Source organism: Sphaerisporangium flaviroseum (assembly GCF_039537005.1).
In the GTDB taxonomy this organism is placed as follows: Bacteria; Actinomycetota; Actinomycetes; order Streptosporangiales; family Streptosporangiaceae; genus Sphaerisporangium; species Sphaerisporangium flaviroseum.
Genome location: NZ_BAAAZR010000006.1, coordinates 119,860 through 146,505 on the forward strand (window position 1 = coordinate 119,860; position 26,646 = coordinate 146,505).

Annotated in this window: 19 protein-coding genes; 14 read left to right on the forward strand and 5 right to left on the reverse strand. The window is 69.7% G+C overall.

Going from position 1 to position 26,646, the window contains the following annotated elements; genetic code table 11:
• Positions 1-280 precede the first annotated feature (280 nt).
• On the forward strand, positions 281-679 hold the full coding sequence (locus ABD810_RS15000; RefSeq protein WP_344939367.1) for a VOC family protein: 399 nt from the start codon (positions 281-283) through the stop codon (positions 677-679).
• A 225-nt stretch (positions 680-904) separates the two neighbouring features.
• Here the strand turns inward: ABD810_RS15000 and ABD810_RS15005 are convergent, their stop codons facing one another.
• Complete coding sequence (locus tag ABD810_RS15005) at positions 905-1,357, reverse strand: amino acid permease (protein WP_344939369.1); 453 nt, start codon at positions 1,355-1,357, stop codon at positions 905-907.
• Between ABD810_RS15005 and ABD810_RS15010 the strand changes: the two genes are divergently transcribed.
• A complete protein-coding gene (locus ABD810_RS15010; RefSeq protein ID WP_344939371.1) occupies positions 1,356-1,640 on the forward strand; it encodes an Lrp/AsnC ligand binding domain-containing protein in 285 nt (94 codons plus the stop codon). The genes ABD810_RS15005 and ABD810_RS15010 overlap by 2 nt on opposite strands.
• Before the next feature lie 197 nt (positions 1,641-1,837).
• Positions 1,838-2,641 (forward strand): MBL fold metallo-hydrolase, encoded by an 804-nt coding sequence (locus ABD810_RS15015; RefSeq protein ID WP_344939373.1) that lies wholly within the window; start codon positions 1,838-1,840, stop codon positions 2,639-2,641.
• 442 nt (positions 2,642-3,083) lie between these two features.
• Here the strand turns inward: ABD810_RS15015 and ABD810_RS15020 are convergent, their stop codons facing one another.
• The gene (locus ABD810_RS15020; protein ID WP_344939375.1) at positions 3,084-5,168 is read right to left on the reverse strand and encodes a beta-galactosidase; all 2,085 of its coding nucleotides are present in this window, start codon (positions 5,166-5,168) and stop codon (positions 3,084-3,086) included.
• A 189-nt stretch (positions 5,169-5,357) separates the two neighbouring features.
• On the opposite strand from ABD810_RS15020, the gene ABD810_RS15025 reads away from it, so the two are divergent.
• From ABD810_RS15025 to ABD810_RS15060, 8 genes are all read left to right on the forward strand, one after another.
• Positions 5,358-7,643 carry a TIM-barrel domain-containing protein gene (locus tag ABD810_RS15025; protein ID WP_344939377.1) on the forward strand — a complete coding sequence of 762 codons (2,286 nt, stop codon included), beginning with the start codon at positions 5,358-5,360 and terminating at the stop codon, positions 7,641-7,643.
• A gap of 20 nt (positions 7,644-7,663) precedes the next feature.
• Positions 7,664-8,974, forward strand: coding sequence for an ABC transporter substrate-binding protein (locus ABD810_RS15030; protein ID WP_344939379.1), 1,311 nt, complete (start codon positions 7,664-7,666; stop codon positions 8,972-8,974).
• A gap of 181 nt (positions 8,975-9,155) precedes the next feature.
• The gene (locus ABD810_RS15035) at positions 9,156-10,067 is read left to right on the forward strand and encodes a carbohydrate ABC transporter permease (RefSeq protein ID WP_344939381.1); all 912 of its coding nucleotides are present in this window, start codon (positions 9,156-9,158) and stop codon (positions 10,065-10,067) included.
• Positions 10,064-11,005, forward strand: coding sequence for a carbohydrate ABC transporter permease (locus tag ABD810_RS15040; RefSeq protein WP_344939382.1), 942 nt, complete (start codon positions 10,064-10,066; stop codon positions 11,003-11,005). The genes ABD810_RS15035 and ABD810_RS15040 overlap by 4 nt, the downstream gene beginning before the upstream one ends.
• Before the next feature lie 99 nt (positions 11,006-11,104).
• Positions 11,105-14,068 carry a glycoside hydrolase family 3 C-terminal domain-containing protein gene (locus tag ABD810_RS15045; RefSeq protein ID WP_344939384.1) on the forward strand — a complete coding sequence of 988 codons (2,964 nt, stop codon included), beginning with the start codon at positions 11,105-11,107 and terminating at the stop codon, positions 14,066-14,068.
• Positions 14,069-14,383: 315 nt separating this feature from the next.
• Entirely contained in the window at positions 14,384-15,214 is an 831-nt protein-coding gene (locus ABD810_RS15050; protein WP_344939386.1) for a helix-turn-helix domain-containing protein, read from the forward strand.
• Complete coding sequence (locus tag ABD810_RS15055) at positions 15,205-15,405, forward strand: DUF397 domain-containing protein (protein ID WP_344939388.1); 201 nt, start codon at positions 15,205-15,207, stop codon at positions 15,403-15,405. The genes ABD810_RS15050 and ABD810_RS15055 overlap by 10 nt, the downstream gene beginning before the upstream one ends.
• 798 nt (positions 15,406-16,203) lie before the next feature.
• Positions 16,204-16,452: a hypothetical protein gene (locus ABD810_RS15060; RefSeq protein WP_344939390.1), complete on the forward strand. Its 249-nt coding sequence runs from the start codon at positions 16,204-16,206 to the stop codon at positions 16,450-16,452.
• A 107-nt stretch (positions 16,453-16,559) separates the two neighbouring features.
• On the opposite strand, the gene ABD810_RS15065 is transcribed toward ABD810_RS15060, so the two are convergent.
• Genes ABD810_RS15065 through ABD810_RS15075 form a run of 3 tightly spaced genes read right to left on the reverse strand, consistent with a single transcriptional unit; the run spans position 16,560 to position 20,254 of the window.
• Entirely contained in the window at positions 16,560-17,468 is a 909-nt protein-coding gene (locus tag ABD810_RS15065; protein WP_425566901.1) for a carbohydrate ABC transporter permease, read from the reverse strand.
• Complete coding sequence (locus ABD810_RS15070) at positions 17,462-18,526, reverse strand: ABC transporter permease (protein WP_344939394.1); 1,065 nt, start codon at positions 18,524-18,526, stop codon at positions 17,462-17,464. Before ABD810_RS15070 ends, ABD810_RS15065 begins: the two co-directional genes overlap by 7 nt.
• An 18-nt stretch (positions 18,527-18,544) precedes the next feature.
• The gene (locus tag ABD810_RS15075) at positions 18,545-20,254 is read right to left on the reverse strand and encodes an extracellular solute-binding protein (RefSeq protein ID WP_344939396.1); all 1,710 of its coding nucleotides are present in this window, start codon (positions 20,252-20,254) and stop codon (positions 18,545-18,547) included.
• Positions 20,255-20,661: 407 nt separating this feature from the next.
• Here ABD810_RS15075 and ABD810_RS15080 point away from each other — a divergent pair, with 407 nt between their 5' ends.
• The 3 genes from ABD810_RS15080 (at position 20,662) to ABD810_RS15090 (ending at position 25,942) form a co-directional block, all read left to right on the forward strand.
• On the forward strand, positions 20,662-21,873 hold the full coding sequence (locus tag ABD810_RS15080; RefSeq protein ID WP_344939399.1) for an ROK family protein: 1,212 nt from the start codon (positions 20,662-20,664) through the stop codon (positions 21,871-21,873).
• A gap of 215 nt (positions 21,874-22,088) precedes the next feature.
• Positions 22,089-24,938: a glycoside hydrolase family 3 C-terminal domain-containing protein gene (locus ABD810_RS15085; RefSeq protein WP_344939401.1), complete on the forward strand. Its 2,850-nt coding sequence runs from the start codon at positions 22,089-22,091 to the stop codon at positions 24,936-24,938.
• Positions 24,935-25,942 (forward strand): LacI family DNA-binding transcriptional regulator, encoded by a 1,008-nt coding sequence (locus ABD810_RS15090; protein ID WP_344939403.1) that lies wholly within the window; start codon positions 24,935-24,937, stop codon positions 25,940-25,942. The genes ABD810_RS15085 and ABD810_RS15090 overlap by 4 nt, the downstream gene beginning before the upstream one ends.
• The last annotated feature ends 704 nt before the right edge of the window (positions 25,943-26,646 follow it).

A 26,646-nucleotide genomic window follows, 5' to 3' on the forward strand; every position in this document is an offset into this window, starting at 1 on the left:
GTGACACACCTCACCGGCGGCCCGGGCGCGGCCGGGCACCGCGGAGACGAAGGTCTGACCGGCCGCTGGGCCGAGTGCGTCCTTCGGGCCGGGGGCGAGTGGGCCGCCTCTCGAAGAGGGGGCCGATTCCTGCAAGACCGCGGTGGCGGCGGCGGCCTAGCATGCCGGACATGAGCGTCACCGCCGTTCAGGTCGTCCCGCCGGATCCCCATGCCGGTCATCACGCTCACGGCGGGACGGCGGCGACGAACGCACACCCACCGATGGGACGAGGATCGACATGAAAGCGCATCTTGACGTCGTCGGCATCATCGTCGAGGACATGGCCCGCTCCCTGGCCTTCTACCGCCGGCTCGGGCTGGACCTGCCGCCGGAGGCCGACGAGCAGCCGCACGTCGAGTTCGTGCTGCCGGGCGGGCTGCGGCTCGCCTGGGACACGGTCGAGACGATCCGCTCCTTCGACTCCGAGTGGCAGCGGCCGAGCGGCGGGAACCGGATGTCCCTGGCGTTCCGCCTCGACAGCCCGGCCGACGTGGACGCGCTCCACGACACACTCGTCTCGCTCGGCCACGAGAGCCACAAGGCGCCCTGGGACGCCTTCTGGGGCCAGCGGTACGCCGTCGTCCACGACCCCGACGGCAACACCGTCGACCTGTTCTGCCCGCTGCCCGAGAGGTGACCTCGGCGTTCAACGTCGGGATCACCATAGGCCCCGTGGCTCGGGGGGCCGGCCATCGCGGCGGGCCTGGGGTACGCCTCCGTCGCCTGGACCGGCGCGGCGCGGGGCGTGGTCACGCTCGGCTCGGTCGTGCTCGCCTCCGCGCCGCGCCGTGTCCCCGCGACTTCCCTCAACGCGAAGACGGGAGTATGGCCGGCCTCGAAGAGATCCGGTGGCGCGTGACCGTCATGCTGAGCAGTCCAAGGGCGGCGGGTACGAGCAGGTAGGCGCCGCAGGAGGCCAGCACGGCCAGGGTGAAACGGTGGCGGCGACCGCCGCCTTGCGCCGCTTTCCGGTGAGCAGGCGGATGGCGGCGGCGCAGCCGGCGAAGGTGACGGCGGCCAGACCGGCCGACGTGGCCCGCATGAGCGCGTCCAGGTCCAGCCCGTAGAGCAGGATGACCAGCGTCATCAGGGCCGTCAGCGCGCCGGGCAGCGCGAGACCGCGACCGGCCACCGCACCGGCCGCCAGTGGCCGTGGCAGCGCGCCCTCACGGGCGAGGGCCACGCCGAGCCGGGCCGCGCCCGCGATGTAGGTGTTCACGGCGCCGAAGGTCAGGAAGACGGCCGCCACGCCCACGATCGGATGGGCGGCCGGGCCGATCCCGAGTTCCAGCAGCGCGGTCAGCGGCACGGCCATGATCTCTGTGCAGGTGCGCCCGCTCAGCCGCACGGTCATCCAGACCTTCAAGGACTCCGTCAGCAGGCTTCCCGAGGTGCTGAGCGTCTTCGTGCTGTCCGGCGGCGACGATTTCCTGCTGCACGTGACGGCGCAGGATCTCGACCACCTGCACTCGTTCCTGCTGGACCGGTTGAGCAAGCGCAAGGAGATCGTGGGCTTCCGCACGTCCATGGTCTTCCAGCGCGTGCACAACACGGTGATCAGCCGGCTTCCGGATCCCGCCGCGCCCGGCCGGTCCTGACCCGCGGCCCCAGCAGGACTCGCCGCCGCGCGACGAGTACGTGCTGACGGAGCCGGCCCCGGTCTGAGGTGCGAGCGGGACGACCCCGTCAGCGTCCGATGCGGGCCCCCGCCGGCTGCTGGTCCCACTGCTCTTACCTGGCCTCATGTGGTGCCTGCTCCTTACACTGGGGCGGTCGTCGGGCGTGGAGGTGGCCGGTGGGCCGGTGGATCGAGGTGGGGGACCGTGCCTGGGTGCGGCGGCATGCCGAGCTCGACCTCTCGCTCGGCCTGGTGGTGGGCGACCGCGCCTGCCTGGTGATCGACACCGGTGCCCACGAGGCGCAGGGCGCGGAGTTCGCGGCCGCGATCCGCGAGCTGACCGGGCTGCCGTGGTCGGTGGTGCTGACCCACTCGCACTTCGACCACAGCTTCGGCACGGCGGCGTTCGGAGAGTGCCCGGTCTGGGCGCATCCCGCCTGCCGGGCCGACCTCGCGGAGACCGGCGAGGCGCAGAGGTCCGTCTGGGCCGAGCGTTACCGCGAGCAGGGCAGGCCGCAGGAGGCCGAGCGCATCGCCGCCGCGCGCCTGGTGCTGCCCGGCCGGCTCGTCGGCGGCACCGCCGACATCGACCTCGGCGGCCGCCTGGTGCGGCTCGCGCACCCCGGCCCCGGGCACTCCGGCCACGACCTGGTGGCGCACGTGCCCGACTCGGCGCTGCTCTTCGCCGGAGATCTGGTGGAGCAGGGCGCGCCGCCGTCGTTCGGCGACGCGTTCCCCTCGGCGTGGCCGGCGGCGCTCGACCAGGTGCTCGGCTACGGCGCGCGTACGGTGGTCCCGGGTCACGGCGAGCCGGTGGACACCGCGTTCGTCGAGCGGCAGCGAGCGGAGCTGGCGGAGGTGGCCGAGCTCTGCCGGGCGGCCGGCGCAGGCGAGATCGCGGTGGCCGAGGCGCTCGCCCGCTCGCCGTACCCGGAGGACTTCACCCGGGAGGCACTCGGCCGGGCCGCCGCGACGGCGTGACCGGCGATGCGGGCCGGTGCGGTCAGGCGGCGGGGGTGGAGCCGCCCCGGCGCGGGAAACGGATGACGTTGCGACCGGTGTACGCCTGGAGGTGGACCACCTTGGTGTCCGGGGACGGTGTCGGGCGGTGTGCCGTCCGTATGTCGCGCACTTTGTGACGTGGAACGTACGCGGGCACCACCGCAAGCCTTCTCATCGAGCCCCCCGGCCGTGATGAATGTGTTACGCGAGATGTCTACAGAAGTCGGCGTAAGACTATTGTAAAAAGCTCTAGTACGGCAGAGTCCGTCCGGACGGCGATCGCAGATCGAGCAGGAACGGCCTGCTGGTGCGACGACCCGCGCGGGGCCGGGCGATTCTGATGCGCCTCATCGCTCTCTCCCTCCGGTCATGGACCGAGTGCCTGAGCAGACTATTGCTCGCGCCGCTTGACGTCCTCTTGTTAAGCGGTTGCACCCTCGGTCCGCCGACCGGCCGTCTCTCCTCCCTGCGCGGACGCGTGGCCACGCCGTACGGGGCGGCTCGCGCCGTCCGTCGTCCGGATCACCGCGAAGCCGCCCGGCGGGAGACGAAGGAGGCCGCCGGCCGTGGCCCCGGTGACGAGGTCGGTCCCGGTCGCCGCGATCTCCTGCTCTGCGGCCGTGTGGTTGAGCGCGAACAGCCAGCATGTCCCGCCGTCGACGCGCCGTACCAGCTCGACCCCGGCGGGAGCGGGCGCGGCGGGAAGGCCCGCGCGGGACAGGACCCGCGCGTAGGCGTCGTCGTCCAGCCGGGTGGAGAGGTAGAACGCCTGACCGGCGCCGTGGGCGTGGCGGGTGACGGCGGGCAGGCCGTCGAGCACGCCGCCCTCGTACCGGGCCAGGGCGGTCGCGCCCCGCGACTCGACGCGCTCGCTCCAGATCTCGCCGGTCACCACGTGGCCGCCCCGGCCACCGGCGGCATCCTCCCCGTCGTCCATGCGGATCGGCACGGGTTCGGCGAGGGGGAGGAACTCCTCCACCCAGATGCCGAGGAGGTCGCGGAGCGCCCCCGGGTAGCCGCCGAGCCGCACCCGGGCGTGCTCGTCGGCGACGCCGCTGAGGAAGGAGACGACCAGCGTGCCGCCCTGCTCGACGTAGGCGGTGAGGTTCCGTGCGGCGGCGTCGGAGACGAGGTACAGGCTGGGGACCAGCACCATGGCATATGCCGATAAATCGTGTGAAGGGTGGGCGAAGTCGGTGGTGGCGCCGTTGCGCCACAGCACCCGGTGAGCCTGGTGGAGCGCGTCCAGGTATCGCACGTCGGACGAGGGGAACCCGGGGGACTCCACGGCCCACCACGACTCCGGGTCCCAGAGGATCGCCACGTCCGCCGGGACGGCCGCGTCACGGGCGGCCTCGGCCAGGTGCGGGAGCACGCCGCCGAGCTCGCGGATCTCCCTGAAGATCCGGCCGCCGGGGCCGGCATGCGGCACCATCCCGCCGTGCCACAGCTCGGAGCCGCCGCGGGACGCCCGCCACTGGAAGAACATCGCCCCGCGCGATCCCCGGGCGACGTGCTGGAGGCTGTGCAGGGCGATCTCGCCGGGCCGTTTCGACCGCATGCGCGTGCCCGTGTAGACGATCCCGGCCGCCTGCTCCATCAGCAGCCACGGCCGCCCGCCCGACCACGCGCGGGCCAGGTCGGCGGCGAAAGCGGTCTGCTCGGCCGCGTGCTCGGGATCGTCCGGATAGTGGTCGATCGCGACGAGGTCCACCTCGCCCGCCCACTCCCAGTTGTCGACCGGGACCCAGCCGCCGAACACGAAGTTGGTGGTCACCGGCACATCGGGCGTCAGCTCCCGGAGCACCGCCTTCTGGGCACGGTAGTGGGCGAGCATGGCGGCGGACAGAAAGCGGCGGAAGTCGAGCGCCTGCGAGGGGTTCGGCAGGTACTGCGTGGCGCGGGGCGGTGTGATCTCTTCCCAGTCCGTGTAGTGCTGGCTCCAGAAGGCGGTGGTCCAGGCGTCGTTGAGGGCGTCGAGGGAGCCGTGCCGCGCTCGCAGCCACGCGCGGAAGGCCGCCGCCACGTGGTCGCAGTGGCACCAGGTCCCGTACTCGTTGTGGACGTGCCACATGGCCAGCGCCGGATGCTCCCGGTAGCGCTCGGCCAGGGCGCGGGCGATCCGCACCGACGCCGCCACGTAGGCCGGAGCGCAGACGCAGTAGGTGTCACGGCTGCCATGGGAGAGCCGCGTGCCGTCGCCGGACACCGGCAGGGCGTCGGGATGGGCCAGGCCGAACCACGGTGGGGGAGAGGCGGTGGGCGTGGCCAGGGCGACCTTGACGCCGCCGGCGTGGAGCAGGTCGAGCACGCGATCGAGCCGGCCGAAGGTGAAGCGGCCCGGCGAGGGCTCCAGCCGGGCCCAGGAGAACACACCGACGGTGACGAGCGTGACGCCGGCCTCGCGCATGAGCGCGACGTCCTCGTGCCAGACCTCCTCGGGCCACTGCTCGGGGTTGTAGTCACCCCCGTAGCAGAGCCCGTCCATCCCCCTCGGCCATCGCATGCCCGGCGTCCCCGCTCGTCGCTCCGGCCCGCCGAGCGGTTCGGAATTCGTACGGCCATCAAACTAAGTACGGCCGAGGGGTGCTGTCAACGCCCGGCCCGCCGGACCGCCGTGACGTTGACGTTTGTTCGTATAGTCGGCAAACTAATTCCCCTGAGTACCTTCCTCGTGTCTTACAGGAGCGCCGCAATGCCGTACCGTCCCCCTCTGATCGCGCACGAGTACTTCAGTGCGGACCCGCCGGAGCTCCCGGTGCGCGCGCAGGGAGAGCAGGGCCTGTCGGCGCTGGTCCGTGCCGAGTTGATGGCCGCCGACGGGCAGGGGGTGACCTTCAAGGCGTCGACCTCGGCGGAGGAGGTGCTGGTCGTCCAGGTGGCCGTCGCCGGTGAGGGCGTCATCCGCGTCAAGCTCGGCGAGGACTCCGAGGCGCGCACCCGTTCCGCCCGGGTCATCGAGATGGTGCACCCTGGCGAGTTCGCCGGGGCACGGGTCGAGACCGGTGACGAGCGGATCGTCGTGGACGCCGGGGCCGTACGGGCGGAGATCACCCTCGACCCCTGGCACCTGCGGTTCACCGATGCGGACGGCCGCCTGCTCACCGAGCAGGACCCGGGTCACGTGGACATCAGCGGCCGGCTGCGGACGCTGCCGTTCGGGCGCTCCCGCGCCGGCGGCGCGACGGTGGCGTACCAGGAAAGCCTGGTGGCACAGCCCGACGAGCACTTCGGCGGGTTCGGCGAGAAGTTCACGCCGCTGGACAAGCGCGGCCAGCGTCCGCTTATGTGGAACTTTGATGCTTTCGGCGCTGAATCGGAGCGCTCATATAAGAATGTCCCCTTTTTTGTGTCCAGCCGGGGCTACGGGCTGCTCGTGGACAGCGGCATGCCGGTGGAGTTCGACGTCTGCCGCTCCACCCACAGCTGTGTCGAGATCGTCGTGCCGGACGACCTGATCGACTACTACGTGATCGCGGGCCCGGGAGTCCCTGAGATCCTCGCACGGTACGACCGGCTCACCTGCGCCCCGGCGCTGCCGCCCAAGTGGGCCTTCGGGAGCTGGATCTCCTCCGGCTTCTTCAAGGACACCCAGCAGCGGGTGCTGGAACGAGCCAGGAGGATTCGCGGCAAGGGCATCCCCTGCGACGTCCTCCACCTCGACTGCTACTGGCAGGTCGACGGGCACTGGTCCGACCTCAGGTGGGACCCGGAGAGCTTCCCCGACCCCGACGGCATGCTCGCCACGCTCAAGGAGCAGGGCTTCGAGGTCTGCCTGTGGATGAACCCGTACATCTCCCACCTCAGCCCGGCCTTCACCGAGGCATCCGCAGCGGGATATTTCCTGACAAATCAGGATGGTGAGGTCTACGTCGCGGACTCCTGGCACGGCTCCTACCCCGCCTGCGGCATCGTCGACTTCACCCACCCCGGCGCCGTGGAGTGGTTCAAGGGCCTGCTGCGCCCGCTCCTCCGGCAGGGGGTCGCCGTCTTCAAGACCGACTTCGCCGAGGGCGTCCCGAGGGACTCGGTGGCGTCCAACGGGATGAGCGGCACCGAGTTGCACAACGTGTACTCGCTGCTGTTCAACGACGTGGTCTCCGACGTGACCCGCGAGGTCAACGGGCACGGCATGGTCTGGGCGCGCTCGTCCTTCCTCGGCGGCCAGCGGCACGCGGCCCAGTGGGGCGGCGACACCTACACCTCCTACCCCGCCATGGGCAGCACGATCCGGGGCGGCCTCTCGCACGGGTTGTCGGGCATCCCGTTCTGGAGCCATGACGCGGGCGGCTTCACCGGCACCCCGACCGACGACCTGTACGTCCGGTGGGCGCAGTTCGGCGCGCTCTCCCCGCTGGTCCGCTTCCACGGCACCACCAGCCGCGAGCCGTGGGAGTTCCCCGAGGTGGAGCACCTGGTCGTCGAGGCGATCAGGCTGCGTTACCGGCTCATGCCCTACATCTACTCGGCGGCGGTCGAGGCGGCCAGGACCGGTGCCCCGATGATGCGCGCGTTGTGCGTGGACCACCCGGACGACCCGGTGGCCTGGCAGGCCGACCTGGAGTACCTCCTCGGTCCCGACCTGCTCGTGGCCCCGATGACCACACCGGAGGGCACCCGACAGGTCTACCTTCCCGCCGGGGAGTGGGTGGACTACTGGACCCATGAGGTCCACGCCGGTGGCCGCTACATCCCGGTCACCAAGCCGCTCGACCGGATCCCGCTGTTCGTACGGCACGGCGCGCTGATCCCGGTGACCGAGGTCGGGGACTCGGTCGGCGCCGACCCGTTCGCCCGGGTCACCGTCGTCAGCTACGGCGGCGAGGGCCGCACCACCATCAGAGACGTCGACGGTGACACGACGGTCACCGCCGCCCGGGACGGCGACGTGCTGCGCGTCCATGTCTCCGGCTCCAAGCAGATCGCCAACGTCGAAATCGCTCCCGTCGCCGGCGCCCCTGCCACGGTCGTCGTCGACTAGCAACCCCCTGGAGAAACACCATGTCCAAGATAGGGATCGTCGCCGCGTTGGCCGCGGCGGCGCTGACACTCGCCGCCTGCGGCTCATCGGGTTCCACGGAACCGGGCGGCGGGAGCGGTACGGCCGAGGCGAAGACGCTGACGCTCTGGCACTACGAGGGGGCCACCAGCGCGATGGGGGTCGCCTGGGCGGACGCCATCAAGCAGTTCGAGGCGAGCCATCCGAACGTCAAGGTGAAGTTCGAGGAGAAGGGCTTCGAGCAGATCCAGAAGACCGCCGGCATGGTGCTGGGATCCGACCAGGCGCCCGACCTCATGGAGTACAACAAGGGCAACGCCACCGCCGGCCTGCTGTCGAAGCAGGGGCTGCTGACGGACCTGAGCGGCGAGGTGGCCAAGCGCGGCTGGGACAAGCTCCTGAGCCCCAGCCTCCAGACCACGGCCCGCTATGACGACAGGGGCGTCATGGGCTCGGGCAAGTGGTTCGGTGTCCCGAACTACGCCGAGTACGTCATGGTCTACTACAACAAGGACGCCTTCGAGAAGCAGGGCATCACGGTCCCGACGACCTACGACGAGTTCACCGCGGCCCTCGACAAGTTCGTCAAGGCGGGCATCACGCCCATCGCCGTCGGCGGTGCCGAGTACCCGGCGCAGCAGATCATGTACCAGCTCGCGCTCAGCAAGGCGCAGCGGCCCTGGGTGGACGCCTTCCAGCTCTACAAGGGCAAGACCGACTTCCACGGTCCCGAGTTCACCTACGGCGCCACCACCTTCGCCGACTGGGTGAAGAAGGGGTACATCAGCAAGGACTCGGCGGGGATCAAGGCCGAGGACATGGGGGTCTCGTTCATCTCCGGCAAGTTCCCGATCATGGTGTCGGGAAGCTGGTGGTACGGGCGCATGAGCTCTGAAATCAAGGACTTCAAGTGGGGCACGTTCCTGTGGCCGGGCAACCAGCTGAGCGCCGGCTCCAGCGGCAACCTCTGGGTCGTGCCGGAGAAGTCCAAGAACAAGGACCTCGCCTACGACTTCATCGACATCACGATGAAGAAGGACATCCAGAACAAGCTCGGCAACGCGGGCGGCGTCCCGGTCGCGGCGGACCCCTCGGCGATCACCGACGAGAAGAACAAGGAACTGATCGAGAACTTCAACAAGCTCTCGGCCCAGGACGGCCTCGCGTTCTATCCCGACTGGCCCGCCCCCGGCTACTACGACACCATGGTGGCCGGCGTCCAGGAGCTGATCAACGGCAGCAAGGCCCCGGACAAGGTCCTGGACGAGCTCGCGCAGCCCTACAACGACAACCTCGCCGACATCGGCAACTGACGCACGGCGCCCTCGCCCGAGGTGAGGCGCCGTGCCGTGGTGACGCATTCATCCGGATAAATCCGGATGGCACTGATGAAACACCATGCACGTAGAGGAGGGACGGCGGGCCTCCGTCGCCGGAAGGCGGCGGGGCCCCGCCGAAGTATCGATGGCAGTTCACGCTCCGGCGACGAGGCCGGTGACGGACCGGATGCCCGAGCCGGTCCGGCGCTTCCGCAAGTGCGCGGGGTACTGGGTCTACCTGGTGCCCAGTGCCGTGCTCTTCCTCGTGGTCATCGTCGTGCCGTTCCTGATGAACATCGGGACGAGCTTCACCAGGTGGAGCGGTGTCGGCACCCCCAAGTGGACCGGGCTCGACAACTACCGGCGGCTGCTGGCCGACGAGACCTTCTGGGCCTCGTTCACGCACAACGTCGCGCTGATCGTGGCGATGGCGATCGTGCCGACCATCCTTGGGCTGATCCTCGCCGCGGCGCTGTTCGACTACATCGGCAAGAGATTCGGCGCCCGTACGGCGAGCGCGCTGCGGGCCGCGTACTACCTGCCGCAGGTGCTGCCGGTGGCGGTCGCCGGAGTGGTGTGGGGCTGGATGCTGCACCCTTCGTACGGCGCGCTCAACGACGTGCTGAAGTCGGTGGGCCTCGGCTCGCTGGCGCAGAACTGGCTGGGCGACCCCGACATCGCCCTGGCCACCGTGATGGCCATCATGATCTGGTTCCAGCTGGGCTACCCCGTGGTGATCTTCATGGCGGGGCTGCAACGCGTGGACCCCGCGCTGTACGAGGCCGCGGAGATCGACGGCGCCTCGTGGTGGCAGCGGTTCTGGAACATCACGGTCCCGCAGATCAGGCCCGAAATCTTCGTCGTGCTGCTGACCTGCACCATCGCCGCCCTCAAGATCTTCGGGCCGATCTTCGTGCTCACCAGGGGCGGCCCCGGCAAGGCCACGATCGTGCCGTCCTACTTCAGCTACCAGAACTTCTTCGAGAAGGCCAACGTCGGCTACGGCTCCGCCATCGCCACCGTCCTCGCGATCCTCATCGTGATCGTCACCTTCCTCTTCCTGCGGGTCCAGGAGCGCAAGTCATGACATCCCTTCCGGCGCCCCAGGCGGGCACGGGGCGACAGGCGGGACAGGGCCGGCCGGCCGCGTCCGCCGGGTCCGCCGGTCACGTCCGCGGCCGTGCCCACCGCGCTCCCGGCACCGGCACCGGTCCCGGCCGGTGGGCGATCCTCGCCGCGCTCGTCGTGCTCGCCGTCGTGATGCTCCTGCCGTTCCTGATCGTCACCCTCAACGCCGTCAAGACCCCCGCCGAGTACTCCTCGAACGGGCCGCTGAGCCTCCCGCACGGCATCCACCTCGACGGCATCATCGACTTCTGGAACCGCGTCGACTTCGGCCGCAAGCTCCTCAACAGCCTTCTGATCAGCGCGGCGGTCGCGGTGCTGGCCGTGGTCCTGTCGGTGCTCAACGCCTACGCCCTCGGCATCGGGCGGGTGCGTGGCCGGCTGTGGATCCTCGTGCTGTTCCTGGTCGCCAACACGCTCCCGCAGGAGGCTCTCGCCTACCCGCTCTACTACCTGTCCAAGGAAGTGGGGCTGTACGACAGCCGGCTCGCGGTGATCATCATCTTCACCGTCGTGCAGGGGGCCTTCGGGACGTACCTGCTGTCGGCCGTGCTCGGCGACTTCCCGAGGGAGATCATCGAGGCCGCCGCCATGGACGGCGCGAGCCGGTGGCGCGTGCTGTGGCGGATCGTCGTGCCGATCAGCAGGCCCACGCTGAGCGTCCTGGCGATCTTCTTCTTCATCTGGACGTGGAACGAGTTCTTCCTGCCACTGATCTTCCTGATCTCCAACGACAACCAGACCGTGCCCGTCGCGCTCGGCGTGCTGCAGGGCGACAAGATGATGGACGCCACCATGTCCAGCGCATCGGCGCTGCTCGGCATCATCCCTGCCGTGGCGTTCTTCCTGATCTTCCAGCGGACGCTGACCCGCGGCGTCACCGTCGGCGCCATCAAGTAGGGCGGCCGTCGCCACGCCGTCACGGTGCACCCGTACCAGCCCATGTCCGTACCGACCAGAGTCCGAGAACCCGCGTCAACCACCTGACCTGGAGGCGCTATGTCCCTGCGACGACCGTTATGGCTGGCGGCCGTCTTCGGCCTGCTGACGACGCTGCTGGCGGCCCCCGCCACAGCGGCCGAAGACCCGCCCTTCCGTGACCCGTCCCTCCCGCTCAACCAGCGCGTCGACGACCTGCTCGGCCGTCTCACGCTTGACGAGAAGATCTCCCTGCTGCACCAGTCCCAGGCGGCGATCCCGCGCCTCGGCGTTCCGTACCACAAGAACGGCACCGAGGCCCTGCACGGCGTGGCCTGGTCCAACGACAACGCCAACAACTGGGCCCAGACCTTCGCCGGCGGAACGGTCTTCCCCCAGGCCGTCGGCCTGGCCAGCACCTGGGACCCCGAACTGATCAAGAGGGTCGGCTCGGCCGTCGGCGACGAGGTGCGCGGCTACAACTCCATCGACCCGGTCGTGTGGGGCACCCAGGTGTGGGCGCCCGTGGTCAACCTGCTGCGCGACCCGCGCTGGGGCCGCAACGAGGAGGGCTACTCCGAGGACCCGCTGCTCACCGGCGCGATCTCCATCGCCTACGGCAAGGGGTTGCAGGGCGACGACCCGCGCTACCTGAAGACCGCCCCGGTCCTGAAGCACTACCTGGCCAACAACAACGAGTACCAGCGCAGCCTCACCTCGTCCAACCTGCCGCCCAGGGTGAGGCACGAGTACGACGAGGCCGCGTTCAAGCCGGCCATCTCCGCCGACGCGGCCACCGGCGTGATGGGGTCCTACAACCTGGTCAACGGGCGGCCCAACACCGTCAACCCCGACATCGGCCGGCTGGTGCGCAGCTGGACCTCCAAGGACCTCTACAACGTCAGCGACGCGTGGGCCCCGCACGCGCTCACCGACCCCGAGCACTACTTCGACAACGAGACCGAGGCGTTCGCCGCGACGCTCAAGGCGGGCATCGACAGCTTCACCGTCGACGACAACAAGCCGGCCACGATGACCACGCTGATCAAGGACGCGCTCGCCAAAGGCCTGCTCGCGGAGGCCGACATCGACCGGTCCGTGCGCAACGCCCTGTCCGTCCGTTTCCGGCTCGGCCAGTTCGACCCGGACGGCGGCCCGTACGCCAAGATCACCAAGGAGGTCGTCAACAGCCCGGCCAACCAGAAGCTCAACCGCGAGACGGCCGGCAAGGCCATGGTGCTGCTGAAGAACACCGCCAAGACGCTCCCGCTCGACCCCGCGCGCACCAAGAAGGTCGCCGTCATCGGGCCGCTGCACGACACGCTGCTCAGCGACTGGTACGGCGGCAAGATGCCGTACCAGGTGACCCCGCTCGACGGCGTCAAGGAGCGGCTCGGCGCCGGGGCGACCGTGACCGGCACCGACGCCATGGACCGCGTCGCCCTCAAGGACGTCACCACCGGCAAGTACGTCACCGTCACGGGAACCGCCGATCCGGTCGTGGTCTCCGACGCCGCGCCCACCGCGGCCTCGCAGTTCGACGTCACCGACTGGACCGACGGGGTGGCCACCCTGCGCAACGTCGGCAACGGCAAGCTGCTGACCGGCAACTGGGGCACCTTCGCCGCCAACTCCGACACCCCCGGTGGCTGGTTCGTCCAGCAGCAGTTCAAGCTGGAGAGGCAGGCCGACGGCACCTTCCTGATCGCCTACGTTGGATATGAGATCAACGAAGGCTGGTGGGCGACCCCCGACCCGTACGTCACCGTGGGCGCGGGCGGCGTCCTCGGCATGGGTCCCAAGGACCAGGCGGCGCGTTTCGCCAAGGAGGTGCTCACCAGCGGTACGCGGACCGCCGCCGGCCAGGCCAGGGCCGCCGACGCGGCCGTCCTCGTGGTCGGCAGCGACCCGTTCGTCGCCGGCAGGGAGAACCACGACCGGACCGGGCTCGCGCTGGGCGAGAGTCAGCAGGACCTCATCGCCGCGGTGACCAAGGCCAACCCCAACACCGTGGTGGTCCTGGAGGACAGCTACCCGACGACCATCCCCAAGGTCAGGGAGGACCAGGTCGGCTCACTGCTGTGGACCACCCACGCCGGCGCGGAGACCGGGCACGCCCTCGCCGACGTGATCTTCGGCGACGTCAACCCCGCCGGGCGGCTCACCCAGACCTGGTACAAGTCGGAGGCCGGCCTGCCGAGCATCCTCGACTACGACATCACCAAGACCGGCCACACCTACCTGTACTACAAGGGCTCCCCGCTGTACGCCTTCGGCCACGGGCTCAGCTACACCACCTTCACCTACCAGGGGCTGAAGCTGAACTCCGGCTCGGTCAGGCCGGACGGCACGGTCACGGCGACCGTCAAGGTCACCAACACCGGCAGGCTGGAGGGCGACGAGGTGGTCCAGCTCTACACCCATCAGCGCACCTCGCGGGTCACCCAGCCGGTCAAGCAGCTGCGCGCGTTCCAGCGCGTGCGCCTCGCGCCGGGCCAGGCCAAGAACGTCACGCTGTCCTTCAAGGCCGCGGACCTGGCCCTGTGGGACGTCACCCGCGGCAAGTGGGCCGTCGAGAAGGCCACGCACGACGTCATGATGGGAAGCTCGTCCGCCGCCGTCCACCGGCGCGCGACGCTCGACGTGCTGGGCGAGAAGATCCCGCACCGCGACCTGTTCAAGCCGACCCGCGCCGCCGACTTCGACGACTACGCGGGCGTGGAGCTGGTGGACGAGACCAAGGCGTCCGGCGATGCGGTCGGCAAGACCGGCGCCGGTGACTGGATCGCGTTCAAGGACGCGGACCTGCGCACGGGCGCGACCGGCCTGACCGCGGGCGTCGCGGCCACCGCCGCCGGGAAGATCGAGGTCCGTCTCGGCTCGCCCACCGGCCGGCTCCTCGGCACCGCCCAGGTGCCGGCCACCGGCGGGATCTACTCCTACACCACGGTCACGGCCCCGCTGGCGAAGGCCGGCGGCGTCCACGACGTCTACCTGGTGTTCACCGGTGACATCCGGATCAGGGACTTCTCCCTGACCAGGTAGTGCGCCCGTCCCGGCGGCCGAACGGCGCTCCGGCCTTCCCTCATGGGAAGGCCGGGGCGCCCTTCCGCGTGGAGGGGTGGCGGTCTCCGCCGTCCGGGCGCCCGATCAACGATGAGCAATGGTCAATAGATCAGCCTTATTGAGGTGATGCATTGAGGTGACCAGCGCCTTTCCGGACGTGGCCGCGGAGTCGGGATTCGTGCCTCCGGCGAGGATCCGAGCTATTACGCTTGGTAGCGAATTGACTACGGAATGACTTCAGCGTTGTTCTGACGTCAGTGAGTCAGGTCTGGCCAGGTGTCGCGAGGGGACCTCATGACCAAAATGATCGACATCGACCCCGAGGAGTCGCCACGTGCTCGGTTCGCGTACGTGCTTCGCCACCACCGGTTGGCGGCGAAGCTCACCCAAAAGCAGCTAGCGCGGCGGATAGGCTTCTCCACCAGCGCCGTGGCCATGGTAGAGACCTCGAAGTTCCGCCCCTCGGAGCGGTTCGCCGAGCTGTGCGACGAGGTCTTCGGCCTGGAGGGCGTGATCGCCCGCCTCTACGCCGAGGTCTGGCCGCCTCCGCCCCCGGTGCCCGCGCACTTCCGCGACTGGGCGATCGAGGAACAGCGGGCGACGGCGCTGCGGCTCTGGTCTCCTCTGCTGGTGCCGGGGCTGCTGCAGACCGAAGCCTTCGCCCGGCGCGTCTTCGAGCGGGAGCCCGGGCTCACGGCAGAGGAGATCGAGGCCAGGGTCACGGGACGGATGCAGCGCCGGGCGATCCTCTCGCGGACGGATCCCCCCATGATCATGTGCCTGATCGACGAGGGGGTCCTGCACCGTCCGGTCGGCGGCGCCGAGGTCATGCGCGAGCAGCTGGAGTATCTCCTCCATATGGCACGGCACCCCCGCGTCACCATTCAGGTGGTGCCATATGCCGCGGAGGCCCTGTCAGGACTGATCGGTGCGTATGCCATTGCCGAAATGCGGGGTAATGCGTATACCGTGCGAGTGGAGTTCCAGCCCCGGGGACGGACGATAACCGACAGGACCACTATCACCGAGATAATCAATCGCTACGACGCCGTCCGGGCGGACGCCTATCCGCAACACCTGTCCTGCAAGCTCATTGAGGAAGTGGTGAAGCAGAAATGGACCTGACCCGTGCACGCTGGCGCAAGTCGAGTTGGTCCGGGGGAGACGGCGGCGAGTGTGTGGAGATAGCCGCGGACCTTCCCGGAGCCGTCGCCGTACGCGACTCCAAGTACCCCCACGGCCCCGCGCTGGTCCTCACGCCCGGCGAGTGGAGGGCGTTCGTCACCGGCGTCAGGTCCGGGCGGCTCCGTCACTGAGCCGACCCCCCGAGAGGGCCTGTGACGGCGTTTCCGCTCGTCAGTGCCGGTAAACCACTCGCATCATCGCCCGCATGGCCGCCCGCCTCGCCGCCGGTCGAGGCGGGCGGCCGCATCCGTCGAGGGGCCGCGTCCGCCATACGGTCGCGGTGGTGAGGAGCGCGACGATCGCGGGCCACGGCCAGTGATGAGAGAGGGGGCGAACCCCTCGCCGCGACCGGTGCCGGCCCTTGACAATTGATTCTCCCTATTGCTCAGAATAGGAGGCGCGTCTGATGATAGATGGCTTTCGGCTCCCATCTCCGCCTAGATGAATAAGGGACGCCTTTCCCCATCATTCGTTGAGTGCCGAAAAGCCCTATTGGGCAAGTGGGGTGCAGATCTGGCGATCAGGGCGCTCGGCACTTAGCGTAATGGTTATGAGCGATGTGTCACCGTCGCGCCCGGTGATCGCGGATGACGTCGACCTCATTCTGCGACCGGTCGGGCTTCCCCGCGCCGCCGCCCGACATGGAGGCGGCTTCGAGACGAGCCGCAGCGGCGACGCGGTGGAGGTGAGCTGGCGGGTGGAGGAGGGCCTGCGAACGGAGCATCCACGCCGAGATGTCAGCCCAGGGCCACTCCACCCGGCCGGCCGACCAGGATCCTCGGTGAGCGAAGTCCACGCGCCGGTGGCTCGCCGCGCGCGGTCAAAAGCCTGGTAGCCGGACCCTCAAATGTCTGCACGGAATGCCCGTCGGGGAGTCCCGTGCCACTCGTCCTGGGTAGCTCGGTAGATGAGCGCCTGGAGGGACGACTATGGCTACCTGCGAAGTATGCGGCAATGACTATGACATGAGCTTCGATATCCACACCAAGGGTGGAGTGCACACCTACGACAGCTTCGAATGCGCGATCCAAGGCATGGCGCCGACCTGCGAGCACTGTGGATGCCGGATCGTCGGCCACGGCGTGGAGGCCAGCGGCCACTGGTACTGCTGCGCCCACTGCGCGCGGGAGAAGGGCGTCTCGGAGATCGTCGACCGTGTCGGAGCGGCGACCCACTGAACCGGCGCGGTGCCCTTCTGGCGGATGCGGTCGCGGGGTGATCCACGGCCCGGAGCCCCCGCCCGGTCGCCGGGCGGAGGGCTCCTCGTGGGTGAGCGGGAGGCGCCTCAGCCCTTGACGGCGCCGATGATCACACCCTTGGTGAAGTGACGCTGGACGAACGGGTAGATGAACAGCACCGGGATCAGCGCTAGCGTCACGATGGACATCTGGATGGCCAGGCTCGGTGGCAGCGCCTCGCCCGCGATGGTGTTGCTCGTCTGGCCGACCACCAGAGCCTGGCCCTGCAGCACGTACTGGCGCAGGACGACCTGGAGTGGCCACTTGGCGCTGTCGTTGAGGTAGAGCACGGCGTTGAAGAACGAGTTCCAGTAGCCCACCGCGTAGAACATGCCGATCACCGCGATGACGCCCTTGGACATGGGGATCACGATGCGGCGCAGGATCAGCCACTCGCCGGCGCCATCGATGCGCGCGCTGTCGGTCACCTCCTGGGGGATGTTCATGAAGAAGGCCCGCATGACCACGAGGTTGAACGCCGTGACCGCCGACGGAAGGATGAGCGACCAGTAGCTGTCGATCAGCCCCAGCGAGCTGACCAGCAGGTAGTTCGGGATGATGCCGGGCCCGAAGAGGAACGTCAGCAAGATCATGAACAGCAGCGGCCGGTGGAACAGCGAGCCGGGCCGCGACAGCCCGTACGCGGCCAGCACGGTGGTGGTGAGGCTGATGGCGGTGCCGAGGCCGGTGACGCCGAGGCTGACCATGACGGCGCGGGTGACGACCCCGCCGGCGAACAGTTCCCTGTAGGCGCCGAGGGACAGCTCACCCGGGATCGACACCAGGCCGCCGGCCTCGGTGACGGTGTCCTGGGTCGACAGGCTCGTGAGCACCACCATGTAGATCGGGAACAGGACGCTCACCACGATGAGCGTCAGGAGCAGCGACTTGCCCAGCCGCCCGATGGCGCTCGGCCGCTCGTCCCAGATGGGACGTGAGGTGAATGTGGTCATGATCGTTTGTAGATCCCCTGTTCCCCGAACCGGTGGGCGATCTTGTTGGCGACGAGGATGAGCAGCAGCCCGACCAGGCCCTTGACCAGGCCCGCCGCCGCGCCGTAACTCCACTCGCCGGTGGTGAGCGTGCGCCAGTAGACGAAGGTGTCGAGCACCTCGGCCGCCTCCCTGCCGACCGCGTCGCGCTGGATGAAGAACTGCTCGAAGCCCACGTTGAGCGCGTCGCCCAGGCGCAGGATCAGCAGCAGGATGATGACGGGGCGAAGGCCGGGCAGGGTGATGTGCCACATGCGCTTCCACCGGCTCGCGCCGTCGACCGCCGCCGCCTCGTACAGGTTCTGGTTGATCGCCGCCAGGGCGGCGAGGAAGATGATCGTCCCCCACCCGGCGTCCTTCCAGATGGTCTCGGCGGTGAGCAGCAGGATGAACGTGTCGGGGTTGGTCATCACGTCGAAGCCCTCGTAGCCGTGGTCACGAAGGATCTGCGAAAGCAGGCCGGCCCCGCCCAGCATCTGCTGGAACAGCGTCACCACCAGCACCCACGAGAAGAAGTGCGGCATGTAGACGATGCCCTGGATGAACAGCCGCACCCGTGGCCGCACCACGCTGTCCAGCAGGATCGCCAGCACGATCGGGATGGGGAAGTAGAAGACGAGTTGGAAGGTGGTGATGCTCAGCGTGTTCAGCGTCGCGTCCCAGAAGCTCTGATCCTGCAGCAGCCACTGGAAGTTGCCGAACCCGATGAACGGGCTGTCCTTGATTCCGACGTAGGGGGAGTAGTCCTGGAAGGCGATGACGTTGCCGAGCAGGGGCACGTAGTGGAACACGACCAGCAGGCCGACCGCCGGAAGTGTCATCAGCAGCAGCGGCCAGTCGCGCCTGAGGCGGCTGAGAAACGGCCTTCTGTGCGGGATCGCCCGGGTGAAGGCCGCTTTTCTGGCCGCCCGGCTTGCCTTGGGGGTGTCCTTACGGACATTGTGGGGAGTGCCGGTCCCGGCGGGTGAGGTCAGGTCACCCGCCGGGCCGGTCCTCGCGTCCCTTCTCAGCACGCGTGCCATCCGGTTCCGTAGCGGCCGTCAGGCACGGCCGTTGTCCCGCAGGACCTTCATGTAGAAGTCCCGGGCCTCGTCGCCGCCGTCCCGCCGCCACTCGGCGACGATCTGCTTGACGTCGCTCACCGGCCGCCGGCCGCGCATGATGTCGGTGAACTTGTCCTCGGTCGGTATCTGGGCGCCCGACATCCTGGAGGGGCGCTGGTGCCGGATGCCGTCGAGCGGGGTCTTCTGGATGTACTGGAAGCTGTTGTTCTGCCACTCGATGTTGCCCTTGACCGCGTCGGGGAACATCACGTAGTCGGCGACGATGGGCCGGCCGCCGAGGAAGACGTACGAAGGCTGGGCCTCCTTGCGCCCGAGGTCGGTGAACTGCGGCACGCCCTCGGAGTCGCGGGTGAAGTGCTTGCCCTCGACGCCGTAGGTCGCGAGCTCGTACTCCTTGGTGCCGAACGGGGCGGCGCACCAGTTGAGGACGCCGAGGATCTCCTCGATCCGCGCCTTGCCGAGACCCTTCTTGACGAAGGTGAAGATCCCCGCCGGGCTGTTGTGGTACATGATCGGCGTGCTGCCGTCGTGGGAGAACAGGGGGACGGCGCCGATGGCGAAGTCCGGGTTCTTGCCCCGGTGCTGCTGGAGAAGCTCCTTCCACGCGCCGAGGCCGTCGCGATAGAAGAGGATCTGGCCGGAGGCGAACAGTTCCTTCTCGTTGGTGCCCTTGCTGCTGACGACGCTCGGATGGATGAGCTTCTCGTCGAACAGCTTCCGCATGAACGCGAGCATCTGCTCCCATTCGGGCGTCTCGTACTTGAAGGTGAGCTTGCCGCCCTCGTACCGCCACTCCTGCGGCACCTTGAAGATGGGCCACACCATCTCGTGGATGTCGCCGAACGCCCAGCGCTTGGCCTTGGGGTCGGTGATGCTCTTGCCGAGCTGGTACAGCTCGTCGGCGGTCTTGGGCAGGGTCCAGCCGCTGTTGGCGTCGAAGAGATCCTTGCGGTACAGCAGCGCGTACGGGAACGGCTCGGTGGGGAACGGGACGGCCATCAGCTTGCTGTTGAAGACCGAGAACGCCCAGGCCGCCGTGGGCAGGTTGGCCAGCATCGGGTAGGCCTTGACCTTGTCGCCCTGCAGGTAGGGCGTGAGGTCCTCGAAGGCCTTGTCGACGGCCATGTTGAAGTCGGCCATCTTCTCGATCTCCCACTGGGGGATGACCATGATGTCGGGAATGTCGGCCGCAGCCAGCCGGGCGGTCGCCTTGTCGGCGTAGGTGAGGCCGTCGGCGATCTGGAAGTCCACGGTGGCGCCGATGTCGGCGTTGCAGGCCTGGAAGTAGGTGTTGTCCGCGAGGCCGGGCGGTGGCGGGCCCCAGAGCGGTGTCATGGCCTTGAAGCTGCCGCCCTTACCCGCCGGGCCGGTGATCCCGTCCACGAGACTGGCCGGATATTTCAGGAAACCGCCGCCTACATCCGGGACCCCGGGGAGCTTGGAGATGGTGCCGGGGATGTCCGGCTTGACGGCCTGGAAGGGGACATGGGACGGGGTGAGGGTCGTGAGCTTGTCCGCGGCCGCGGCGGTGGCCCCTCCGCTGCCCGGCCTGCGCCCGGCGGGTGTGGAACAGCCGGTCAGCAGGCCGCCGCCGGCGAGCGTGGCGGCGCCGATGCCGACCAGGCCGAGGAATCCCCGGCGGCTGGGCCGCGCCTCGGGGGTGACGCCGTCCGGGGAGGACGTCATAGCGCGCTCCCCTCGTGGAGAGGGGCGCCGGGGATCGGGATCGAGCGGCCTGCGGGGGGTGTCAAGGCGTGCTCCCTTCGCGGGGACGGGCGTCAGGCGTGGGACTGGCTACAGGTGGTCTCACGGCGCGTTCCCTTCGTGCGGGTCAGCGGGGTGGCGGCTGTCAAGGGTGTTGGCAGACGCGGGGTCCGAGGTAGAGTTAGTTAGTCTTTCGACCAAACAAATTAGTCGAGGGCGACGAGCGCCACAAGGGACGGCCGGTGGCGTTCGCCTGGGTGGCGGTCACAGATTGATGACGTGGTCGAGATGGCACGCGCGACGAGGGAGCACAGGGGGGGACACATGACCACCTGCTCGACGATGCGGCATGATGAGCCCACCGGGGCTCAGCGGGAACGGGGCTGATTTTGATCAACACGCACACCGGCCCTCAACCGGCGGACTTCGCCGACGTCAGGGCCACCAACCTCGCGGTCGTCCTGCGGTTCGTGCGCGAGAACGCGCCCTGTTCCCGTGCCGACATCGCGGCGTCCACCGGGCTCAACAAGGCCACGGTGTCCAGCCTGGTCGCCGACCTCATCGACCGCCGCCTGCTGCGCGAGACCGGCCTCACCGAGAACCGCGTCGGCCGGCCCGCGACCATGCTGGTCCTCGACGGCTCGCCGTACGCCGCGATCGGCATCGAGGTGAACGTCGACTACCTGACCGCCGTGGCCGTCGACCTCTCGGGCGCCGAGCTGCTGTCGTGGCGGCGCTCCTTCCCCGGGGCGACGGCGACGCCCAACCAGGCCGTCGCCGCCGTGGCCGCGCTGGCCCGGCGGGTGCTGAACCGCATGGGCAAGGAGGCCCGCCAGGTGCTGGGCCTCACCGTCGCGGTGCCCGGCCTCGTCGACGTGAGCGGCTCCGTGCGCATCGCGCCGAACCTCGGCTGGCGGGACGTCGACCTCTCCGGTGACCTCGCCAAGGCGCTGCGCGACCCCGGCTTCCCGGTGCTGGTCGACAACGACGCCAACCTCGCCGTGCTCGCCGAGCACCGCTTCGGCCCGCACGGCGGCGCGGAGAACCTCGTCTACCTCACCGGCGAGGTCGGCGTGGGCGCGGGCGTCATCATGGACGGGCGGCTGCGCCGGGGCGGCCAGGGGTTCGCGGGAGAGGTCGGCCACATCCAGATCGACCCGTCGGGCGCCGACTGCCGCTGTGGCCGCCGGGGGTGCCTGGAGGCCGTCGCGGGCATCGGCGCCGTGCTCCAGCACGTCGCGCCGGACGCCGCCCCCGCCGAGCTGGAACCCGAGATCGACGAGGTCGTACGGCTGGCGCGCGGCGAGGACGCCGACATCCTGGCGACGCTCGACACCATCGGCGCGAATCTCGGCAAAGGCGTGGCCATCATCGCGAACGTGCTCAACCCGGAGGTCGTCATCCTGGGCGGCTACTACATCGCGCTCGCGCCATGGGTGCTGCCCGCCGCCCAGACCGAGCTCGCGCGCCGCAGCTTCGCCCCGGACGCCGGCGGCACCCGGCTGGTCGCCTCCACCCTCGGATACGGCGCGGCGGCCCTCGGCGCGGCGGCCCGCCTGCTCGACTCCATCGACTCGGGCCGCCTGCCGGCCCAGAGCTGACCGATCGTCCTGGGCCGGGAGCTCTTGACCCCGGGGCCGCGAAGCGGCACTCTTCTGGAGAACCCCGGATGTAACACCGCTGAAACTTCGTATACGTCATCGAAGCGCTTCGACAAACGTTCGCACGTCAGGCGGCGTCGAAGCGCTTCGACCGCCCGAGATATTCGGCACCGGAGCGCGCGGAAACGCCCTCGGTGAGCGAAGGATGGTTCCAGATGAACGAACCGGTGTCAGGCACCTTCCGCGACCCCGGCCGGCCGCTCGCCGACCGGATCGCCGACCTCCTCGGCCGGCTCACCCTGGAGGAGAAGACCGGGCTGCTGCACCAGTACCAGGCGGCGGTCCCGCGGCTCGGGCTGGGCGCCTTCCGTACCGGCACCGAAGCCCTGCACGGGCTGGCCTGGCTGGGGACGGCCACCGTCTTCCCCCAGGCGGTCGGGCTGGCGAGCACCTGGGACCCCGAGCTCGTGCGGAGCGTGGGGACCGCGACCGGCGAGGAGGTCGTGGCCTTCCACCACAAGGACCCCTCCGGCGCCGGGCTCAACGTCTGGGCGCCCGTGGTCAACCCGCTGCGCGATCCCCGGTGGGGGCGCAACGAGGAGGGGTACTCGGAGGACCCCTGGCTGACCGGAGTGATGGGCACGGCGTTCGCCCGAGGGCTGCGGGGCGACCTGCCGATCCTGCGGACCGCGCCCACGCTCAAGCACTTCCTGGCCTACAACAACGAGGCCGACCGGTGCGTCAGCTCCAGCAACCTGCCTCCTCGTGTCCTGCACGAGTACGAGCTGAAGGCCTTCCGCCCGGCGATCGAGTCCGGCGCCGCCGTGTCGCTGATGCCCTCCTACAACCTCGTCAACGGCCGCCCGGCGATGCTGAGCCCGCTCATCAACGGCGCCGTGCGTTCCTGGGCCGGTGAGGACCTGCTGGTGGTCAGCGACGCTTACGCGCCGGCCAATCTCACCGGCCTGCAGGCCTACTACGCGGACCCGCCCGAGGCGTACGCGGCGGCGATCAAGGCGGGCCTGGACAGCTTCACGCAGGACGACGACCGGCCGGAGGAGACGCTGGGCCACATCAGGGCGGCGCTCGGCCGGGGCCTGCTCACCGAGGACGACCTCGACACCGCCGTGCGGCACACGCTGGCGATCCGGTTCCGGCTCGGCGAGTTCGACCCCGCCACCCCCTACGACGACATCACCGAGGAGGTCGTCAACCGCCCCGAGCACCAGGCCCTGGCACGGCAGGCGGCCACGCAGTCGATCGTGCTGCTCAAGAACGACGGGATCCTGCCGTTGCGCGACCCGGCGCGGATCGCGGTCATCGGGCCGCTGGCCGACACGCTCATGGAGGACTGGTACAGCGGCACGCTGCCGTACGCCGTGACGGCCCGCGCCGGCCTCGCCGAGCGGTGCGTGACCGAGTTCCACGAGGGCGTGGACCGCGTCGCGCTGCACATGGCGGGAGGCCATGTGACGGCCGGCGAGGACTTCGGCGGGGCGCCTCTCGTGGTGCTGCCCGCCGGGGAGGCGCGCCTCACCTGGTTCGACCTGTTCGACTGGGGTGGCGGCGCGTACGCGCTGCGTGCCGTCGCCAACGGCCGGTACGTGTCGGCCGGCGACGACGGCGTGCTGGTGAACGACCAGCCCGGTCCGAACGGCTGGGAGGTGCGCCAGACCTTCCGGCTGGACGAGCGGCCCCGGGGCACCCTGGCCCTGCGCCACATCTCCACCGGCCGCCATGTCGGGCTGGGGCGGGACGGCGTCCTGCTCCTGACCGACGACCCGGACGCGGCGGCCGTCTTCACCCTGGAGCTGGTCGAGAGCGGCGCCCAGGCCGCCGCCGAGCTGGCCGCGGCCGCCGATGTCGCCATCGTGGTGGCCGGGGACCACCCGCTGGTCAACGGCAGGGAGACCGAGGACCGTACCGACCTCGGGCTGCCGGCCGCCCAGGAGGCCCTGGTCCAGGCGGTCCACGCGGCCAACCCCCGCACGGTGCTGGTCATCAGCAGCGGCTACCCGTTCGCGGTGATGTGGGCCGAGGACAACGTGCCCGCGATCGTCTGGTCGGCGCACGGCGGGCAGGAGTACGGCCACGCGCTCGCCGGCGTGCTGTTCGGCGACGATGACCCGGGGGGCAGGCTGACCCAGACGTGGTACCGGTCGGCGCGCGAGCTGCCCGACCTGTTCGACTACGACATCATCGCCACCGACTCGACGTACCTCTACTACCGGGGCACGCCGCTGTACCCGTTCGGGCACGGCTACAGCTACACGCGGTTCGCGTACTCCGACCTGCGGCTGTCGGCGCAGACGGTCGAGCCGGGCGAGGTGCTGAGGGTCGGCGTCACGGTCACCAACGTCGGAGAGCGGGCGGGAACCGAGGTCGTCCAGCTCTACACCCACCAGCGGCGCTCCCGGGTCAAGCAGCCGGTGCGCCAGCTACGGGCCTTCGAGAGGGTACGGCTGGCGCCCGGGGAGAGGCGGGCCATCACCATGGAGGTCGAGGTGGCGGACCTGGCGTTCTGGGACGTCACACAGGGCAGGTTCGTGGTCGAGGAGGCGCCGCACAAGGTGCAGGTCGGCCGGTCCGCCCGCGACATCCGCCTCTGCGGGCACTTCCGTGTGGCCGGAGAGCGGATTCCCGCCCGCGATCCCTACGCCCGCCCTCTGGACGCGGCGGACAACGACGAGTACGACGGAATCGTGCTGTGCGACGCCGCCCGTGTGCGGGGAGACGCGGTCCGCGGTACCGACCCGGGCGGGTGGATCGCCTTCCGGGAGGTCGACTTCGCTCACGGCGCCGCCGCGTGCGTGCTGACGGTCTCGAGCACCGAGGGAGGCGTCCTGACGCTGCGGCTCGACGACCCGCTCTTCGGCGATGTCGTCGGCGCGGTGTCGGTGGCACCATCGAGGGACAGGTACGACTTCGCCGCCGCGGGCTGCCCCCTTGCCCGTGCGGCCGGGGTGCACGATCTTTATGTCGTGTTCGAGAACGAAGGGGTCACGGTGAGCGAGCTCGCCTTCACGGCGGCGGTCGCGCAGGGAGCCACAGGGGGCGCTCGTTGAGAACGGTCACCATCGCAGACGTCGCCAAGCACGCCGGGGTCGCCGTCAGCACCGTGTCGTACGTGCTGAGCGGCAAGCGGGCGATCTCCGCGACGACCAGCCAGCGGGTGATGCGCAGCGTGCGGGCGCTCGGCTACCACCCCAACGCGGGGGCGCGCGCCCTGGCCAGCAAGCGGTCGAACGTGATCGCGCTGGTCCTGCCGCTGCGCGCGGGCATGCACCTGCCCGTCCTCATGCAGTTCGCCACCTCGGTGGTGACCACAGCACGCCAGTTCGACCACGATGTGCTTCTGATGACCGCCGACGAGGGACCGGACGGGCTCAGGCGCGTCGCCGCCAGCGCGCTGGTCGACGGCCTGGTGCTCATGGACGTGGAGATCCACGACCCGCGCGTGCCGCTGCTGCGCGAGCTGGGGGAGCCCAGCGTGCTGATCGGGTTCCCGGCCGACGCCTCGGGTCTCACGTGCGTGGACCTCGACTTCGCGCGGGCGGGCGCGGCCTGCGCCGACCACCTCGCCTCGCTGGGCCACCGCGAGATCGCGCTGCTCGGCGCCCCGAACGTCGTCTACAAGCGTGGCACGGGGTACGCCGAGCGGACCATGGAGGGCTTCGCCGAGGCGGGGCACGGGCACGGGCTGACGGCCCTCGCCTGGCCGTGCGAGGAGAGCTTCGACGAGGTCTGCGCGACGGTCAAAGCCCTGCTCGAGCAGCATCCCGGGCTCTCTGGCCTGGTCGTGCACAACGAGGCGGCGGTCGGCCACGTGCTCGGCGCGCTGCGGGTGCTCGGCAGGCGGGTGCCGGAGGACATGTCGGTGGTGGCCATCTGCCCCGACGACGTCGCCGAGCGGGCAAGCCCTTCGCTGACCTCCGTGCTGATCCCGGCGGCCGATGTGGGCTACCAGGCGGTGCGGCTGCTGATGGCCAAGCTGGAGGGCGTGGCCGTCCCCGACTCCACCCTGCTCGAACCGCGCCTGACGATCCGGCAGAGCACCAGGGCACGATGACGTCCGCCCGCTCCCCGGGAGGGCGTGGGTGCGAATCTCTACCTGTCATCAAATGGGCTGTTATGCATAGAGTTGGACCGTTCTACGCCTGATGACCGGCACGGCTCATCGAGGGAAAGATCGATGCGGCCCCGCCGGCGCAAGTGGCAAAGCGTCCTGGCCCCCCGTCACCCCCCTCGCGCTTCCTGAGGCATCGGGATGAACGGCGGGTCATCATGGTCGCGGCCTTTCTGTGAAGAAGCGTATAACTCCGTGTAAAGCCCTGGTCAGAGCCTGGTTTCGCATCGGTGCCCGCGTGTTCGAGAGCGGCCGGCGGGACTTGTGGGGCCGATCTGACCGGTGGGGCCAATTGTGATTCCCCGGCCCCGGCCGGTCTCGCGCCTCCGCTCCGGGAACGCGCCCGCGGGCACGCTCGGCAGGCTCCGCCGGGTGCCGGGCCGATGATCGCGGTGCCGTGGGCCGGGCCGCCGCGACGACCGCCCGGCACGGCCGTGCCCTGAACGAAGCGCACCGTTCGCGGTGGGTGACCCGTGGCCGGACCGTGTGTCAAGGCGGCTGCCCGGGGTGGCGCGGCAGGCGGAGCCGGACGGGCGCACGAAAGGCAAGGCCTCCGGAATCACTTTGAAACGCCATTTCGGAAGCCCGTCCGGCACGATGCCGGAGCGTCGCTGGAACGGACGCCGGTTTCCGGTGAGTGAATTCCG